Genomic DNA, 15852 nt, shown 5'->3' with positions numbered 1-15852 from the left:
AAATAGAGAAGTAAAACTTCCCTATTTTTTTTTATATATTTAAAAGTATTCTTAAATTATACTTTAGTCAAAATCCAAAGTTGTACTTCTTCTGCAGCACGCCAATTTGCATTTCGTTTGGTTTTATCCGAAGAAGTCTTTACAGTTTTCTTTAAACATTTTTCTAATTTAAAACGAATTCCTTTCGCCAATTCTTTTTCAATTGGGTGTTCTTTAGAAACATTTGTAATTTCTGCTAAATTAGAAAATAAGATAACCAATTTTCCGTCTTTAGATAATCTATTATTTGCTTCAGCAAAAAACTTAGGAAATAAATTTTTATTATAATAAATAGCTTCATCTATATTTTCTACACTAGTATGTGCTGGTAACCAAGGTGGATTAAAAACAATTAATTCTGTTTCTTTTTCTATGTTGCCAAAAAGGTTTCCATAGATTAGATCGATTTTACGAGACAATTTTGTGTCTCCCATAAACTCTTTTAAACCAACAATTGCATTTGGGTTTGTATCTGTACCAAAAACTTTCTGAAAACCATGTTGTATCATCTGAAAAGAAAGTACACCACTACCAATACCAATATCTATTGCCGTTTTTTTAGCACCATCGTAACGTTTTAACCAATTATCGAACAATATTAAATGATCGAAACGTGTAGGGAAATAAGTACCATAAAAAGGATGTATTTTATTTCTTAAAACAGGTACCTTAATTCCGTTTTTATACCATTGCCACGCACTATTAAGCCCTTGTACTTGTGGAAACGTTAAGAAAAAACTATTATTATCTGGATATAGTTTTTCTAACCAACCAATACTAGGTGCTTTTTTTAAAGCAACTTCTTGTTTTTTAATCTTTACTAAAATCTGATTAGACAATTGATGGTATTCTGCTCTATATGCACGTTGTTCTGAAAACGTTTTATTTGGTAATCTATTTTTTAAATGCTTGTGCAACTCTTTTAAAAGTAACATTCCATTGCTATAAAATTCAGTAATTAAAACAGATTTACCTTCTTTCATTGCGTAAATTGTTTCTCTTACATCTGTTGTACTTTCAAACTTAATTAAGTCATCTCCAGGAATAGCTGGTGTTGGTATATTTATTTGTATATCAGAATTCATCTATTAACTTTATATTATAACGTTTTGCAAACTAATGAGACTTGCAAAATCGTGTGTTTAAAATAAGCTTAAAAGTATTTAGTAGCAAATAATACATTAAGTTCTTTGCTTGTTTTAGCTTTTAAATTAGAGAACTTAGCTAAAATGCTATAAATTCGCTAAAACCGGCGAAACTATCTCTTTAAATAATATACTAAATACTATTTTGCAAAGATACTTTTAAAAACCTATTAAATTGGCTATTCAAGTAAATAGCATCAATTTATAGGAATCATTTCTTTACTTCTCAAAATCTCAATATTTTAAACTAAATTTTATAGAATCAATAAAAATAGTGAAAGAAGTTTTTTAAGGGTTTAAATTGAGTTTTTTATTCAGATATTTGTTTTAAGAATACTTATTTACACAACAAAATGATTAAAAACGCTGTTTTAGAACAACTTCATAATTCACTTTCTGGAGATGTACTTTTCGATAATTTACATAAAACTTTATATGCTACAGACGCTTCTGTGTATCGTAAAATTCCTTTAGCAGTTGCTTTTCCAAAGGATAAAAAAGACTTAATAACTTTAATTGACTTTGCTACAAAAAATAAGATTACTTTAATACCAAGAACTGCCGGAACTTCTTTAGCGGGACAATGTGTTGGAGACGGACTTGTAGTAGATGTTTCGAAACATTTTACCAATATTATTGCTTTTGATGAAAAAGCAAAGACAATTTCCCTACAACCAGGTATTGTTAGAGATTCTTTAAATGTTTATTTAAAACCTTTTGGTTTGTTTTTCGGACCAAATACATCTACTTCTAACCGATGTATGATGGGCGGAATGGTTGGTAATAATTCATCTGGTAGTACTTCTATAAAATACGGAGTTACACGTGATAAAGTATTAGAAATTGATGCTATTTTAAGTGATGGAAGCACTGCAGTTTTTAAAGAAATATCTTCGGCAGATTTCATTAAAAAAACAAAAGAAAACACAAAGGAAGGAAAAATATACAAAAGTCTTTTTGATGAACTCTCTATTGTTGAGAATCAGGAAGAAATAAAAAATGAATTCCCTAAAGAAAGTATTCATAGAAGATGCACCGGTTATGCGGTTGATGAGTTGTTAAAATCAGATTTATTCGGTGGAACTTCAAAAACTATAAATGTTGCAAAACTATTAGCAGGAAGTGAAGGTACATTGGCTTTTTCTACGTCTATCACCTTACAATTAGATGCTTTACCTCCAAAGGAAAGTATTATGGTTTGTACCCATTTTAAGAGTGTAAACGAAAGTTTAAATGCTACTGTAATTGGTATGAATCACAATTTATATAATTGTGAATTGATGGATAAAACCATTTTAGATTGTACTAAAAACAATAGAGAATTGGCAAAAAACAGGTTCTTTTTACAAGGAGATCCAGAAGCTGTTTTAATGTTAGAAGTTTCTGCAAACACTATTGAAGAAACAGAGATTTTAGCAGATAAATTAATTGCAGATTTAGAAAAAAACAATTTCGGATATCATCATCCTAAAGTATACGGAGCAGATATTGCTAAAGTGCATTATTTACGTAAAGCAGGTTTAGGTGCTTTGGGTAATATTGTGGGAGATAATAAAGCAGTTGCTTGTATAGAAGATACTGCAGTTGCTTTAGAGGATCTGCCAAATTATATTGAGGAATTCACTCAAATTATGGCTAAATACAAGCAAAATGCAGTCTATTATGCACATGCTGGCGCTGGTGAATTACATTTACGTCCCATTTTGAATTTAAAGAAGCAAGAAGACGTTGTTTTATTTAGAAAAATTACCACCGAAACGGCTGAGTTAGTTAAAAAATATAAAGGTTCTTTTTCTGGTGAACACGGAGACGGAATTGTGCGTGCAGAGTTTATTCCTTTAATGATTGGTGATAAAAACTACCAGTTATTAAGACGAGTTAAAAAGGCTTTTGACCCAAACAATGTTTTTAACCAAGGAAAAATTACAGATGCTTTTTCTATGGATAAAAATCTTCGATATGAAATTGATAGAAAAGAGCCTGAAATTAAAACCATTCAAGATTTTTCTGATAGTGAAGGAATTTTAAAACTTGCAGAAAAATGTAATGGCACCGGAGATTGTAGAAAACCAGTAGAAGCTGGCGGAACGATGTGCCCTAGTTACAGAGCTACCAAAGACGAAAAAGACACTACAAGAGCAAGGGCAAATACTTTACGTGAATTCTTAACAAATTCAACAGAAGCAAATAAATTTAATCATAAAGAATTAAAACAAGTTTTCGATCTATGTTTAAGCTGTAAGGCTTGTGCTACAGAATGCCCAAGTAATGTAGATATTGCAACAATGAAAGCAGAGTTTTTATATCAATATCAAGAAGCAAACGGATATTCTTTTAGAAATAAAATGTTTGCAAATAATGCCAAGTACAATAAATTAGGAAGTATAGCGCCTTCGATTACAAACTTTTTTACCAATTCTACACTAGCTAAAAAGGTTTTAGGAGTTGCGGTAGAACGTTCAGTGCCTAAATTAGCGAATCAGACTTTAGAAAGTTGGTTAAAGAAACACTTTGTTGCTTCTATTACAGTTGAAAAGCCTAAAAAAGCAGTTTATTTATTTAATGATGAATTTACTAATTTTTACGATGCTGAAATTGGACAAGATGCTGTTATTTTACTTGAAAAATTAGGTTACGAAGTAAAAACAGTAAAACATGATGAAAGCGGAAGAAGTCATATTTCTAAAGGTTTCTTAAAAGAAGCCAAAGCAATTTGTAACAATAATGTTGCAATTTTTAAAGATATTATTACAGATGAAACTCCTTTAATAGGTATAGAACCTTCTGCTATTTTAGGTTTTAGAGATGAATATATTCGTTTAGCTGATGATAAAGCATCTGCAGAAAAAATTGCGAAAAATAGTTTTACTTTTGAAGAGTTTTTGGCAAAAGAATTAGAAAAAGGAAATGTAAACAGTTCTCAATTTACCTCGGAAGCTAAGACTTTAAAAATTCACGGACATTGTCATCAAAAAGCATTGTCTAGTACGCATGCTAGTTTTCAAATTTTAAATATTCCAACAAATTACTCGGTAACTATTATCAATTCTGGTTGTTGCGGAATGGCAGGTTCTTTTGGATATGAAAAAGAACACTATAAAGTTTCTATGCAAGTTGGAGAAGATACTTTATTTCCAAAAATAAGAAACACACCAAAAGAAACCCAAATTGTGGCTGCAGGAACAAGTTGTAGACATCAAATTTTTGATGGAACAAAACGTATAGCAAAACATCCAATAACTATATTAAAAGAAGCATTAGTATAATGGCAAAATACAAAGCAAACTCAGACCGATACAATAAAATGAACTACAGAAGAACAGGAAATAGCGGTTTGCTTTTACCTGAACTTTCGTTGGGTTTATGGCATAATTTTGGTGAAAATGATGATTTTGACAATGCAAGAGACTTATTAAAATGTGCGTTCGATAACGGAATTACACATTTTGATTTAGCCAATAATTATGGCCCTCCTTATGGTTCTGCTGAAACTACATTTGGAAAAATTTTAAAAAAAGATTTCAAAAAATATAGAGATGAAATCATAATTTCATCGAAAGCCGGTTATGATATGTGGGAAGGTCCTTATGGAAATTTTGGGTCTAAGAAATATTTAGTTTCAAGTTTAGACCAAAGTTTAAAAAGAATGAAGTTAGATTATGTAGATATTTTTTATCACCACAGACCAGATAACGACACGCCTTTAGCGGAAACTATGGGTGCTTTAGATTTAATAGTAAAACAAGGAAAAGCATTGTATGTTGGTCTTTCTAATTACAGACCAGAAAGAGCAAAAGAAGCTTTTAAAATATTAAAAGATTTAGGAACACCTTGTTTAATTCATCAACCAAGATATAGTTTATTTGACCGTTGGATTGAAAATGGATTGTTAGATTTATTAGGAAATTCTGGAGTTGGAGCCATTTGTTTTTCTCCTCTGGCACAAGGAATGCTAACCGATAAATACATAAACGGACTGCCAAAAGATTCGAGAGCTGTAAAAGATGGTCGTTATTTAAAGTCGAATAAAGTAATGGAAATGCTACCTCAAATTAAAGCATTAAATAAAGTTGCTAAAAGTAGAAATCAGAATTTAGCTCAAATGGCCATTTCTTGGATCTTAAAAGATGATAGAATTACTTCTGTTCTTATTGGAGCTAGTAAGACTTCTCAAATTTTAGATAGTATAAAAGCTATAGAAAACACTAAGTTTTCTGAGGCTGAAATAATTAAAATAGATGCAATTTTAAAAAACACGTAGTTATACCCTAAGATAATCCAAAAATAATTCTTATATTTAAGTACTTAAAAAAATTACTTTGATATTTAGAAAGAAAAATTCCCTCCTCTTTTTCTTAATATTTTCGATGATTAGTATTTTTACATGTGCTCAAAACGCAGTAAATGTTTCTTTTCACCAAGACTTAAAATTATTAGTTTTTGGTGATAAAATAGGAAATGATGCAGGCACATTAAATTACATAATTCGTACAAAATATGAAGCTAGAGAACAAAAAATAGGCTATTTTATACATGGTTTAGAATACGAAAAAGCTATGTTAAAAGACCAATATTCTAGATTTGGTGGGTTTACTGGCTTTACCTTTACAACTCTTTTCGACAGTAAAAACATTCATATAACTCCTACTATAGGAGCTGGATCTATACACAGAACGGGTAAAAATATGTTTAGTTGGTCTGCTTCCTTACAAATAGAATATTTAATTAGCAATCGCGTAAGAATTAGTGCGTTAAATCAAATTACACAAAGAACAGATTTAAAGTTACTTTACAACGATTTACAACATCGCTATAGTTTTTTTATAGGTCTAGAAGTAAATTTATTTAAGATTAAAAAACGTTAAGAACTCCAAAACTCACGTTTCTTATTTAATTCTTCTTCTTGTTCTGTAAGTTCTTCTAATTCTTTAACAGATAAAACTTTTAAGAAAGAAGGGTGCTGCTCAATAGCAAATTCAATTTTAGTAACAATGTCTGAAATTTCGTCATTTTCATAGTCAATTTCTAACGGCTCTTTAATAACCATAGATTGTAAGACATTACGTTTTTTAATACTTAATCCTTTTTTATCAAAAGAACGTCTAAAACCATCTATAACAATTGGTACTACAACGGGTTTACATGTTTTAATAATATGAGCTGTTCCTCTTCTAATTGGCTTAAAAGGTGTTGTTGTTCCTTGAGGAAATGTAATTACCCAACCATCTTTTATTGCTTTTTGAATATTAGAAATATCAGAATTTTTAACTTGCCTGTTAACATTTTTACCAGCACTACGCCATGTTCTATCTATAGAAACAGAACCTGCATAAGCAAATATTTTAGGTAACAAACCAGATTTCATAGTTTCACCAGCAGCAACAAAATAAATATTTAATTTTGGGTGCCAAATGTAACCAACATTCTTAATAGAATCATCTCTACCGCTTAAAGAAGCGTTAAATACATGAAACATCGCTGCTACATCTGCAAAATATGTTTGATGATTCGAGATAAATAATACATTTTTATCTGGTAAATTTCTTAAAATCTCAGATCCTTCAATCTGTAAATTATTAAACTTACGATATCTTCCGTGAGAGATTAATCCAAAAATTCTAATAATCATCTTTTTTAAAAATAAAATATGACCAAAAGGATTTCTTTTAAATAAAGGCATTATTAGTTATGTTTAAGTACTTGATTAAAAACAAATTTACAAAAGAAATCACAAAAATTAATACTTTAAAAGTTCTTTAATTTCTGATAGCATCATTGCCGTTGCCCCCCAAACAACATAACCATTTAGTTTAAAGCACGGTACATCTACATTAGTCATGTAAGAAGTGGTTAAATTCACAGTAGATAAAGAAGTTTCATTCAATAAATCTTCTACTAAAACTTCTATTGTTGTTTCAACCTCATAATTAGTTATAAATGTAGGTTTTTCATCAACAAAACCAATAAAAGGAGTTGCTAAAAAATTACTTGGCGGAATGTAAACATCTGTTAATTCTCTAATAATTTCTACTTTTTTTGGTATCACACCAACTTCTTCAAAAGCTTCTCTTAATGCTGTTTCTTCTAAGTTTTTATCCGTTTTATCATTTTTTCCACCTGGAAAACTTATTTGTGCAGAATGTGTGCCTTTGTAGCTTGCTCTTTCAGTTAATACAAACATAGCCTCCTCTTTTTCATTAGGATAAAAAAGAGCTAAAACAGCGGCTTTTCTAGGGTTATTCGCTTTTATTTTGTCTGTATCATATTTTAAACGTAATTCTGGTGCTAATCTAAATTGTGCACTTAAACCACCTAATTCCTTTGTTTTAAATGATGCTATTTTGTTTTTAAATTGATTAAATTTCACCTGAAAAGAGTATTTTTAGCTAAATTATTGAATTCTAAACAAAATCTATATTTTTTGGCAAGAATTTTGAATAAGATATAGTATGAATAATAAATACAAAAAATTAGTAGCAAGTATTGTCTTAGATGTTATTGGCCTTATTCCAGTTCCGTTTTTAGATGTTATTTGGGCACCTTTATCTGGTTACATTATGACCAAAATGTACAAGGGAAAAGAAGGTAAAGTAGCAGGTATTGTCTCTTTTTTAGAAGAAATTCTTCCTTTAGATATTATACCAACATTTACAATAATGTGGGTTTATAGCTATGTAATAAACAAAAGGAAAAATGAAGAATTAATAGAAAACTAATCTTCCTTATTAAACAAAAAACCCAAACCTAATCTACTTAAGAATTTTTTCTCGAAAGCCCAGAAAAACTTAAACTGACCAAAAACCCAACCAATAATAGGTAGAGTAAGTTGATAAATAGGGAATATAAGTAAAATTCTTAAAGGCCAATAAATAAAACCAGAAATGGTTTCTGGGTTTAATCCTAAAAAATTAGTAATAGGTTTTGCAACCCAAGTAGCAAAAGAACCGTTAATTGCAAAAACTATAAAAATGGCAATTATAGACCAGTTATTTTCTATACCCCAACGTTGTTTTAATTTTTCCATAAAAATCTAAGCTACTTTTTTTGATTTTCTCAACATTAAATAAACTCCAATTAATACTAACGGAATACTTAAAACTTGCCCAGTATTTAAAGGACTAAAAATCCATTCTTCTCCTCTTTTTTGTACTTGTGGTTCTTTTAAAAATTCTATTACAAAACGTAAAGACCAAAGAACAACCATAAATAAACCAAAAAGGAAACCAATTTGCTGTTTCTTGTTTGTTTTCCAATATAAATGCCACATTACAAAAAACAAGGCCAAATAACTAAAGGCTTCATATAATTGCGTTGGGTGTCTTGCGGCAGTTTCTCCTGCAGCTTTAAAGATTACACCAAAACTAGAACCGGTTTCTTTTCCGTAAATTTCTGAATTAAAAAAGTTACCAAAACGTATAAAAAAACCTGCAAGAGCAACCATTATAGCTAATCTATCTAAAATAAACAACCAAGGTTTCTGTAAATGCTTCTTTGCATAAAAATACATTGCAATAGGAATACCAATTGCTGCACCATGACTTGCAAAACCAGTAAAACCTGTAAACTTCCAGCCTTCAGCAGATTTTTTGAATGGTAGAAATATCTCTAATAGGTTATTCTGATAATAATCCCAACTATAAAAAAAGACATCTCCTAAACGCATTCCTATTAACATAGAAAGAAAAACGTACATAAATAATGGATCCATTTTTTCTACAGGAATTTTATCTTCTATATAGATTTTTTTCATGAAACGCAAGCCTAACAAGAATGCGGCTACAAACATTAAACTATACCAACGAATTACAAAAAAACCTAAATCTATTCCTAAAGAAGGATTCCACTCTATTGCTAAAAAACTCATATTATTTATTGAATAATTAAATGATTCAAAAATTATTTATAACTTTAATTATATTTATTTTTTCTTTTCTGGTACAGGATCATAACCACTTCCGCCCCAAGGATGACAACTAAATATCCTTTTTAAAGCCAACCAACCACCAGAAAACAAACCATGTTTTTGTAATGCTTCTATGGTATAATGAGAGCATGTTGGACTGTATCTGCAAGTTGCCGGTGTAAAAGGCGAAATTGCAGTTTGATAAAAACGAACCAACAGAATAAACGGATATGATATTATTTTTTTCAATCTAACTTACTGAAAATGTTGTACCATCTTTACCGTCTTTTAATTGAATTCCTAATGCAATTAACTCATCTCTAATTTGATCTGACAACGACCAATCTTTATTTTCTCTAGCTTCTTTTCTTAGCTTAATTAACAACGCTACTACTCCATTTATTTTTTCTGAATTGTCTTTAGAATTTTCATTCATCAAACCTAAAACATCAAAAACCATAGCATTTAAAGTTTCTTTAAGAATTGCTAAGTCATCTGCAGTTAAACTTGCTTTTTCCTCTTTTATCTGATTGATAACTTTTACTGCTTCAAATAAATGAGAAACTAAAATTGGTGTGTTAAAATCGTCATTCATTGCTGCGTAACAATTGGCTGTCCAATCTTTAACACTAAAAGTAGATGTTTTACTAGCTTCTATTTTATCTAAAAAATTAACCGCTTCCATCAATTTAGCATGTCCTTTTTCAGATGCTTCTAAAGCTTCACCAGAAAAATCTAAAATACTTCTATAATTAGCTTGCATGTTAAAGAAACGAACCACACTTGCAGAAAATGCTTTAGGTAAAATATCATTCTCACCAGATAAAATTTCATTAGGTAAAATAAAATTCCCTGTAGATTTTGCCATTCGCTGGCCATTTAAAGAAAGCATGTTTGTATGCATCCAATAATTAACAGGAGTTACACCACTACATGTTTTAGACTGTGCTATTTCACATTCGTGATGTGGAAATTTTAAATCCATTCCACCACCATGAATATCAAAACTTTCTCCAAGGTATTTTGTACTCATTACAGAACATTCTAGATGCCAACCAGGAAAACCATCACTCCAAGGAGAAGGCCAACGCATAATATGGCGCTCATCTGCTTTTTTCCAAAGTGCAAAATCTTGTGGGTTTTTCTTGTCTGATTGCCCGTCTAAAGTTCTTGTATTGTGTAATAAATCTTCTACTTTTCTTCCTGAAAGGATTCCGTAGTTTTCTTTTTCATTATACTTATGTACATCAAAATAAACAGAACCATTTACTTCGTACCCAAAACCTTTTTCGATGATTTCTTTAATCATTTCAATTTGCTCAACAATATGACCGGTTGCTGTAGGTTCTATACTTGGTGGTAAAAAATTATAGTTTTTAAGTACATTATGAAAATCTACAGTATAACGCTGTACAACTTCCATTGGTTCAATTTGCTCTAAACGTGCTTTTACAGCTATTTTATCTTCACCTTCTTCTGCATCATTTTCTAAATGACCAGCGTCTGTAATATTACGTACATAACGTACTTTATAACCTAAATGTAGTAAATATCTATATACAACATCGAAAAACATAAAAGTTCTTACGTTTCCTAGATGTGCATTACTATATACAGTTGGGCCGCAAACATACATGCCTACGTAACCTTCTGTTATTGGTTTAAAATCCTCTTTCTTTTTAGATAGAGAATTATATACTTTCAATTGATTTTCTTTGTAGCGTTCCATTAAAAAAGTGCATTATTACAGCCGATAAAGATAGGCACTTTAAAAAGAATAGAGAAATGGAATTTGAGTGAAGTTTCCTTAAAAAAGAGTTAATAAAATTACTTAATTATAATACTGCTATATTCTCCTTTAACTTTTAAAAGATTTTTAGTAGTCTCTAAATTTTTAAAATCTTTAGAACGTAGGTTATTTAAATTAACTTTATTTACATTGTAAGTAATTTTAGAAGGCACATTGCCAAAGCTTAAGACTGCTTCAGAATTACTTAAGTTTAAAGTGAATTCACCAAAATTATCACTAAAACTATCTACTTTAAGCTTACCAAACTTATCTAAAATACTTACATTATTATATATTTTTAGTAACTCTATGTTAGATGAATTATTACTAATAATAGTATTTGTAACTGATGCTATTTTAGCATCAGTTACATTATTTAAGAATAAAGTACACGCATTTAAACTGTTAATAGTTACTGGCGAATAAGCAACAGTAAGCCTACCTCCTAGCAAATCATTTGCTTTAAATGTGCCATATTCTACATTACCAGAAGCTACTGTGTCTGGTAATATTACTTTACAATGGCGTGTATTTAAGTTAAATGTGGCTCCTTTAGGAACTTTAATTTCTATTCTCTTTTTAATTTTAACTTTTTTACCATTAATAGTAAGGTCGTTTGTTTTTCCTCTAAAACTAAAATTCATGTTTTTTAAAACTTCTTTAGCTTTTAACAGACCTATTCTAATTTGCTCTGTATCTATATTTTTAATTTGAAGTCTCGCCTCTTCTAAAGCATTTTTAATTTGTTGTTTATTAATACTTTTCATTTGTTTTCTAGAGTTTTCTAAATCCTTTTTAACTCTTAAACCTGTCTTTTTAAGATCTTTTTTTATAACAAGATACTTTTTGCTTTTTTTGAATTTATCCCATTCCTTTTTAGATTTTATAATGATATGTTCATCATCATTATGATATTCAAAAGTGTATTTACCTTCTTTTACCATTTTCTCTTCAATAGAGTCTAAAGAATCAAAATCGAAGTCAAAATTCATATCTGGTATTTCGATAGCATCAAAATCTGGCATTTCTATTTCTGGTATTACCATATTAAAGTTCATGTTATCAAAAAATACAATATCATTTTTTAATTGAGAAAAATTACCGCCTTTAGAAGTAATACTTACTTTTTTATTATTTCCTAAAGCTTCAAAATTCCATTTTTCGAAATACTCTTCTGCTTCTCTTTTAGAGAATCCTTCTATTTCTATATAAGCTTCTACTTGTACTTCATTTTTTGACCAAGTAGTTACATTTATATCTGAATTTGATGCATTTATTACAATTTCTACATCTTTATTTACTTTAAAATTCTCTGTAAATTTTTTATCAAACTTTTGCGCAAAAGCTGTTCCTAAGAAACAGATTGCAATACCAGTAAAAACTTTTTTATATAATTTGTGTTTCATTTTGTGTTTTGTTTAAATTTTTAAGTTGTTTTAATTGCTTTTTTAAGCGTTTTAGCAACTGTAAGCGTAATTGTAAATTACGTATTAATGCATCTATTGTTGCATCATTAACCCCGTTTTCATTGAGCTCTAGCGTTAATGACTTGTATTCTTCTGTTAATTCTGTTATTTTAATTAAATAATTATCTATTATTTCTTTGTTTCCGTCTGTCATTTCTAACTGACTAATTTCTAAACTAATACTATTCTTATAATACTTTTCTATGGTTTCAAATTCTGGTGAAACACTACCTAAACTAATTTCTTTAACTTCTTTTACTGGTATTTCTATATTTTCTGTTGGATAAAACTTGACTCCCAAACTAATAAGTAAAACTACAGACGCTGCAATAGAAAGCCATTTAAAATTTTTCTTTTTAGGTTTTTGTTGATGTAATTCCTTTTCTAACAAAGCCTCAAATTTATTGAAATGATTTGCAGATAATTCTATTTTATTTTCTTTAAAATCCTTTACAGAATCTCTAATATCTTGCTGCATAACTAGTGTCTTTAAGCTGTTCTTTTAATACATTTTTCCCTCTTAATAATTGAGTTCTAGAGGTGTTTTCTGTAATGTTTAATATTTCAGAAATTTCTTGATGATCATAGCCTTCTAATAAATATAAGGTTAAAACTAACCGGTACTTTTCTTTTAGATTATAAATTTCAGCTACAATTTCATCGACCAAAATAGTGCTCTCAACACTCCAATCATCTTCTTCTTCTATTGCTACAACCTCTTCATTTATAGAAACCAATTCTAATTTATTTTTCTTTAATTGATCTATACTTTGGTTAATTACTATTTTTTTTAACCAAGCACCAAAAGCAACTTCATTTTTATATGAATCGATATTTTTAAAAGCCTTAATAAAAGCGTCTTGCATAACATCTTCTGCCAGAAACCTGTCTTTTACATATCTATTTGCAACCAACAACATTGCATTGCAATACAAATTATACAATTGCATTTGCGACTTTGCACAATTGTTTTTGCATAAATTAATTATAGGTTGATGTAATTGTTTGGTTGGCTTCATTACTTCTTTCTTACTCTAAAGACGATACATTTTTCGAAGTGTTGCAAAAATTGTAAAAATTTATCTTTAAATTTACATATTAACTTTTACAATGAATAAAAAACCTTCTGCATTACACGAAAAAGATGGCGTTTCACAACCAGAAACTACTAGTAAATCTTCTGCGGAAAAAATAAAATTAAGTAGAGCGAAACAAAACTCTGTTAATGAGTTTGTAACTAGAATATTAAAAGGAAATATTACTTTTTTAAGTAAAGCAATTACCTTAGTTGAGAGCACGAATGCAAAACATCAACAAAAGGCAAATGAAATCTTAGACTCTTGTTTACCATATGCAAATAACGCTATAAGAATTGGTATTACTGGTGTTCCAGGAGTTGGAAAAAGTACTTTCATAGAAACTTTTGGTAAACACCTAACTTCTTTAGGAAGAAAAGTTGCCGTTTTAGCTGTAGACCCAAGTAGCTCTGTAAATAAAGGGTCTATTTTAGGCGATAAAACAAGAATGGAAGAATTGGTAACTGATAAAAATGCATTTATTAGACCTTCTCCTTCTGGTACTTCTTTAGGCGGTGTTGCTCAAAAAACTAGAGAAAGTATTATTCTTTGTGAAGCTGCTGGTTTCGATACTATTATTATTGAAACAGTTGGTGTTGGTCAATCTGAAACCGTAGTACACTCTATGGTAGATTTTTTTTTATTATTGAAGTTAGCCGGCGCAGGAGATGAACTACAAGGAATAAAACGCGGAATTATAGAAATGGCAGATGCTATTGTTATTAATAAAGCCGATGGAGAAAACAAACAAAATGCAAAAATTGCCAAAGTAGAATTTAACAGAGCATTACATTTGTATCCTTTAAAAGATAGTAAATGGCAACCAAAAGTATTAACAGCAAGTGCTTTACATAACTCAGGAATTTTAGAAATAGATAAAATGATTACAGAATACATTTCTTTAACTAAAGAGAATTCTTATTTTAGCAAGAAAAGAAATGAACAAAACAAATTTTGGTTATTATCTACAATAGAACAGCAACTTAAGGCTAATTTTTATCAGAATATAAAAGTTAAAAATGCTTTAGAAAAAGAAATTCTAAACCTAGAAAACGGAAAAACAACACCTTTTAATGCAGCAAAACGTTTGTTAGATTTATAATAATTTAGCTTGTTACAACATCTATTAATAGATAACTTCGCAAAAGAGTTTTAAAAAGAAAACTTTTCTATAAAATCTATTTTATTTACCATAAAAAAACAGCTTCACATGAAACTAAAAATCTTAACAATTACTCTTAGTATTTTACTTTTTAGTTGTAATGAAAAGAAAGAGATTAGTTCTATAAACAGAGAAAACTGGGGAAAAAGAACTATTAATATTAGCAATAAAGATTCTTTAGAATATGGTAAATCTTACCTTTCTATTTATTCGCAAATCTACAGTATGTCTGAACATAAAAAGCACAATCTTACTGCTATGATAAGTTTAAGAAATACAAGTGATTTAGATTCTATTTATATTTTAAAAGCAGAATATTTTGACACGCATGGTAAATCAATTAGAAAATATTTTGACTTTCCTATTTTCTTAGCACCAATGGAAACTACAGAAATAATTATTGATGAAATTGATGTTTCTGGCGGAACAGGTTCTAATTTTATTTTCGAATGGAAAATTCCTAAAAACGCTTCTGAACCTTTATTTGAAGGTGTTATGACTTCTACAATGGGCCAACAAGGTTTATCTTTTACAACACAAGCAAAAAGAATTAAATAAATATGATAGAAATTTTAACTAAAATATTTTTCATTTTTGCTGTAATAGATCCTATAGGTTCTATACCCGTTTATTTAGAAGCTACAAAAGAATTAGATTTAAAACACAAAAAGAAAGTTGCTTTAAGAGCTAGCATAATTGCTTTTTTAATTCTTTTATTTTTTATTGTTATTGGGCAATTAATTTTAGAAGGAATGTCTGTTTCGTTAGATGCTTTTCAAATTTCTGGAGGTGTTATATTATTCCTTTTTGCCCTAACAATGGTTTTTGGAGACGGTAAACCTGAGCAAGAAAAAAAAGGAATTACAGATTACAAACACGTAACTATTTTTCCTATTGCAATACCTTCTATTGCTTCTCCTGGTGCAATTATGGGTGTTGTTTTAATGACAGATAATCATATTTATTCTATACAACAACAAGCTATAACAACTGGTTTAGTTTTAGTAGTTATAGGAATTACTTGCTTAATTCTCTTAACGGCTAACCATCTACAAAAAAGAATTGGTAATTACGGAATTACTGTTATTAGTAAAATTATGGGATTAATTCTTGCTGCTTATGCTGTACAAAGTATTTTAAGCGGAATTAGTAGTTATTTTACTAAATAATTTAAGCTTCTATACCTTATTATATAAAATTAAAATGCCTGTTACATAACGTAACAGGCATTTCATCCAACTAAAATCAACCAAAACAAACATGGTTAAGATT

General features: G+C 29.3%; 17 protein-coding genes. 7 read left to right on the top strand and 10 right to left on the bottom strand.

What is annotated here, in order from left to right; genetic code table 11:
* Nucleotides 1-56 precede the first annotated feature (56 nt).
* On the bottom strand, nt 57-1124 hold the full coding sequence (locus SHK09_RS03510) for a methyltransferase (RefSeq protein ID WP_319809397.1): 1068 nt from the start codon (nt 1122-1124) through the stop codon (nt 57-59).
* 413 nt (nt 1125-1537) lie between these two features.
* On the opposite strand from SHK09_RS03510, the gene SHK09_RS03505 reads away from it, so the two are divergent.
* The 3 genes from SHK09_RS03505 to SHK09_RS03495 all read left to right on the top strand — a co-directional run bounded on the left by SHK09_RS03505 (nt 1538) and on the right by SHK09_RS03495 (nt 6049).
* Nucleotides 1538-4450 carry an FAD-binding and (Fe-S)-binding domain-containing protein gene (locus SHK09_RS03505; protein ID WP_319809396.1) on the top strand — a complete coding sequence of 971 codons (2913 nt, stop codon included), beginning with the start codon at nt 1538-1540 and terminating at the stop codon, nt 4448-4450.
* On the top strand, nt 4450-5445 hold the full coding sequence (locus tag SHK09_RS03500) for an aldo/keto reductase (protein ID WP_319809395.1): 996 nt from the start codon (nt 4450-4452) through the stop codon (nt 5443-5445). The genes SHK09_RS03505 and SHK09_RS03500 overlap by 1 nt, the downstream gene beginning before the upstream one ends.
* Before the next feature lie 106 nt (nt 5446-5551).
* Entirely contained in the window at nt 5552-6049 is a 498-nt protein-coding gene (locus SHK09_RS03495) for a hypothetical protein (protein WP_319809394.1), read from the top strand.
* Here the strand turns inward: SHK09_RS03495 and SHK09_RS03490 are convergent.
* Both SHK09_RS03490 and SHK09_RS03485 read right to left on the bottom strand, forming a co-directional pair.
* A complete protein-coding gene (locus SHK09_RS03490; protein WP_319809393.1) occupies nt 6046-6864 on the bottom strand; it encodes a lysophospholipid acyltransferase family protein in 819 nt (272 codons plus the stop codon). The genes SHK09_RS03495 and SHK09_RS03490 overlap by 4 nt on opposite strands.
* 57 nt (nt 6865-6921) lie before the next feature.
* The gene (locus SHK09_RS03485; RefSeq protein ID WP_319809392.1) at nt 6922-7551 is read right to left on the bottom strand and encodes a CoA pyrophosphatase; all 630 of its coding nucleotides are present in this window, start codon (nt 7549-7551) and stop codon (nt 6922-6924) included.
* An 82-nt stretch (nt 7552-7633) separates the two neighbouring features.
* Between SHK09_RS03485 and SHK09_RS03480 the strand changes: the two genes are divergently transcribed.
* On the top strand, nt 7634-7900 hold the full coding sequence (locus SHK09_RS03480; RefSeq protein WP_319809391.1) for a hypothetical protein: 267 nt from the start codon (nt 7634-7636) through the stop codon (nt 7898-7900).
* On the opposite strand, the gene SHK09_RS03475 is transcribed toward SHK09_RS03480, so the two are convergent.
* The 7 genes from SHK09_RS03475 to SHK09_RS03445 all read right to left on the bottom strand — a co-directional run bounded on the left by SHK09_RS03475 (nt 7897) and on the right by SHK09_RS03445 (nt 13361).
* The gene (locus SHK09_RS03475) at nt 7897-8208 is read right to left on the bottom strand and encodes a DUF6787 family protein (RefSeq protein WP_319809390.1); all 312 of its coding nucleotides are present in this window, start codon (nt 8206-8208) and stop codon (nt 7897-7899) included. The two genes, SHK09_RS03480 and SHK09_RS03475, sit on opposite strands and share 4 nt — an antisense overlap.
* 6 nt (nt 8209-8214) lie before the next feature.
* On the bottom strand, nt 8215-9048 hold the full coding sequence (lgt, locus tag SHK09_RS03470) for a prolipoprotein diacylglyceryl transferase (RefSeq protein WP_319809389.1): 834 nt from the start codon (nt 9046-9048) through the stop codon (nt 8215-8217).
* A gap of 54 nt (nt 9049-9102) precedes the next feature.
* The gene (gene yidD, locus SHK09_RS03465; protein ID WP_319809388.1) at nt 9103-9336 is read right to left on the bottom strand and encodes a membrane protein insertion efficiency factor YidD; all 234 of its coding nucleotides are present in this window, start codon (nt 9334-9336) and stop codon (nt 9103-9105) included.
* A 1-nt stretch (nt 9337) separates the two neighbouring features.
* Entirely contained in the window at nt 9338-10816 is a 1479-nt protein-coding gene (gene cysS, locus SHK09_RS03460; protein ID WP_319809387.1) for a cysteine--tRNA ligase, read from the bottom strand.
* 98 nt (nt 10817-10914) lie between these two features.
* Entirely contained in the window at nt 10915-12282 is a 1368-nt protein-coding gene (locus SHK09_RS03455; RefSeq protein ID WP_319809386.1) for a hypothetical protein, read from the bottom strand.
* Complete coding sequence (locus SHK09_RS03450) at nt 12263-12820, bottom strand: hypothetical protein (RefSeq protein WP_319809385.1); 558 nt, start codon at nt 12818-12820, stop codon at nt 12263-12265. The genes SHK09_RS03455 and SHK09_RS03450 overlap by 20 nt, the downstream gene beginning before the upstream one ends.
* Nucleotides 12804-13361 carry an RNA polymerase sigma factor gene (locus tag SHK09_RS03445; RefSeq protein WP_319809384.1) on the bottom strand — a complete coding sequence of 186 codons (558 nt, stop codon included), beginning with the start codon at nt 13359-13361 and terminating at the stop codon, nt 12804-12806. The genes SHK09_RS03450 and SHK09_RS03445 overlap by 17 nt, the downstream gene beginning before the upstream one ends.
* A 91-nt stretch (nt 13362-13452) precedes the next feature.
* On the opposite strand from SHK09_RS03445, the gene meaB reads away from it, so the two are divergent.
* The 3 genes from meaB (at nt 13453) to SHK09_RS03430 (ending at nt 15749) form a co-directional block, all read left to right on the top strand.
* The gene (meaB, locus tag SHK09_RS03440; RefSeq protein WP_319809383.1) at nt 13453-14520 is read left to right on the top strand and encodes a methylmalonyl Co-A mutase-associated GTPase MeaB; all 1068 of its coding nucleotides are present in this window, start codon (nt 13453-13455) and stop codon (nt 14518-14520) included.
* 108 nt (nt 14521-14628) lie between these two features.
* The gene (locus SHK09_RS03435) at nt 14629-15138 is read left to right on the top strand and encodes a DUF3124 domain-containing protein (RefSeq protein ID WP_319809382.1); all 510 of its coding nucleotides are present in this window, start codon (nt 14629-14631) and stop codon (nt 15136-15138) included.
* 2 nt (nt 15139-15140) lie between these two features.
* Nucleotides 15141-15749, top strand: a complete 609-nt coding sequence (locus SHK09_RS03430) for a MarC family protein (protein ID WP_319809381.1) — start codon at nt 15141-15143, stop codon at nt 15747-15749.
* The last annotated feature ends 103 nt before the right edge of the window (nt 15750-15852 follow it).

The organism is Polaribacter sp. PL03 (assembly GCF_033875165.1).
In the GTDB taxonomy this organism is placed as follows: Bacteria; Bacteroidota; Bacteroidia; order Flavobacteriales; family Flavobacteriaceae; genus Polaribacter.
Note: the sequence above shows the minus strand (reverse complement) of the source record. Positions and strands in the feature narration are given on the sequence as shown.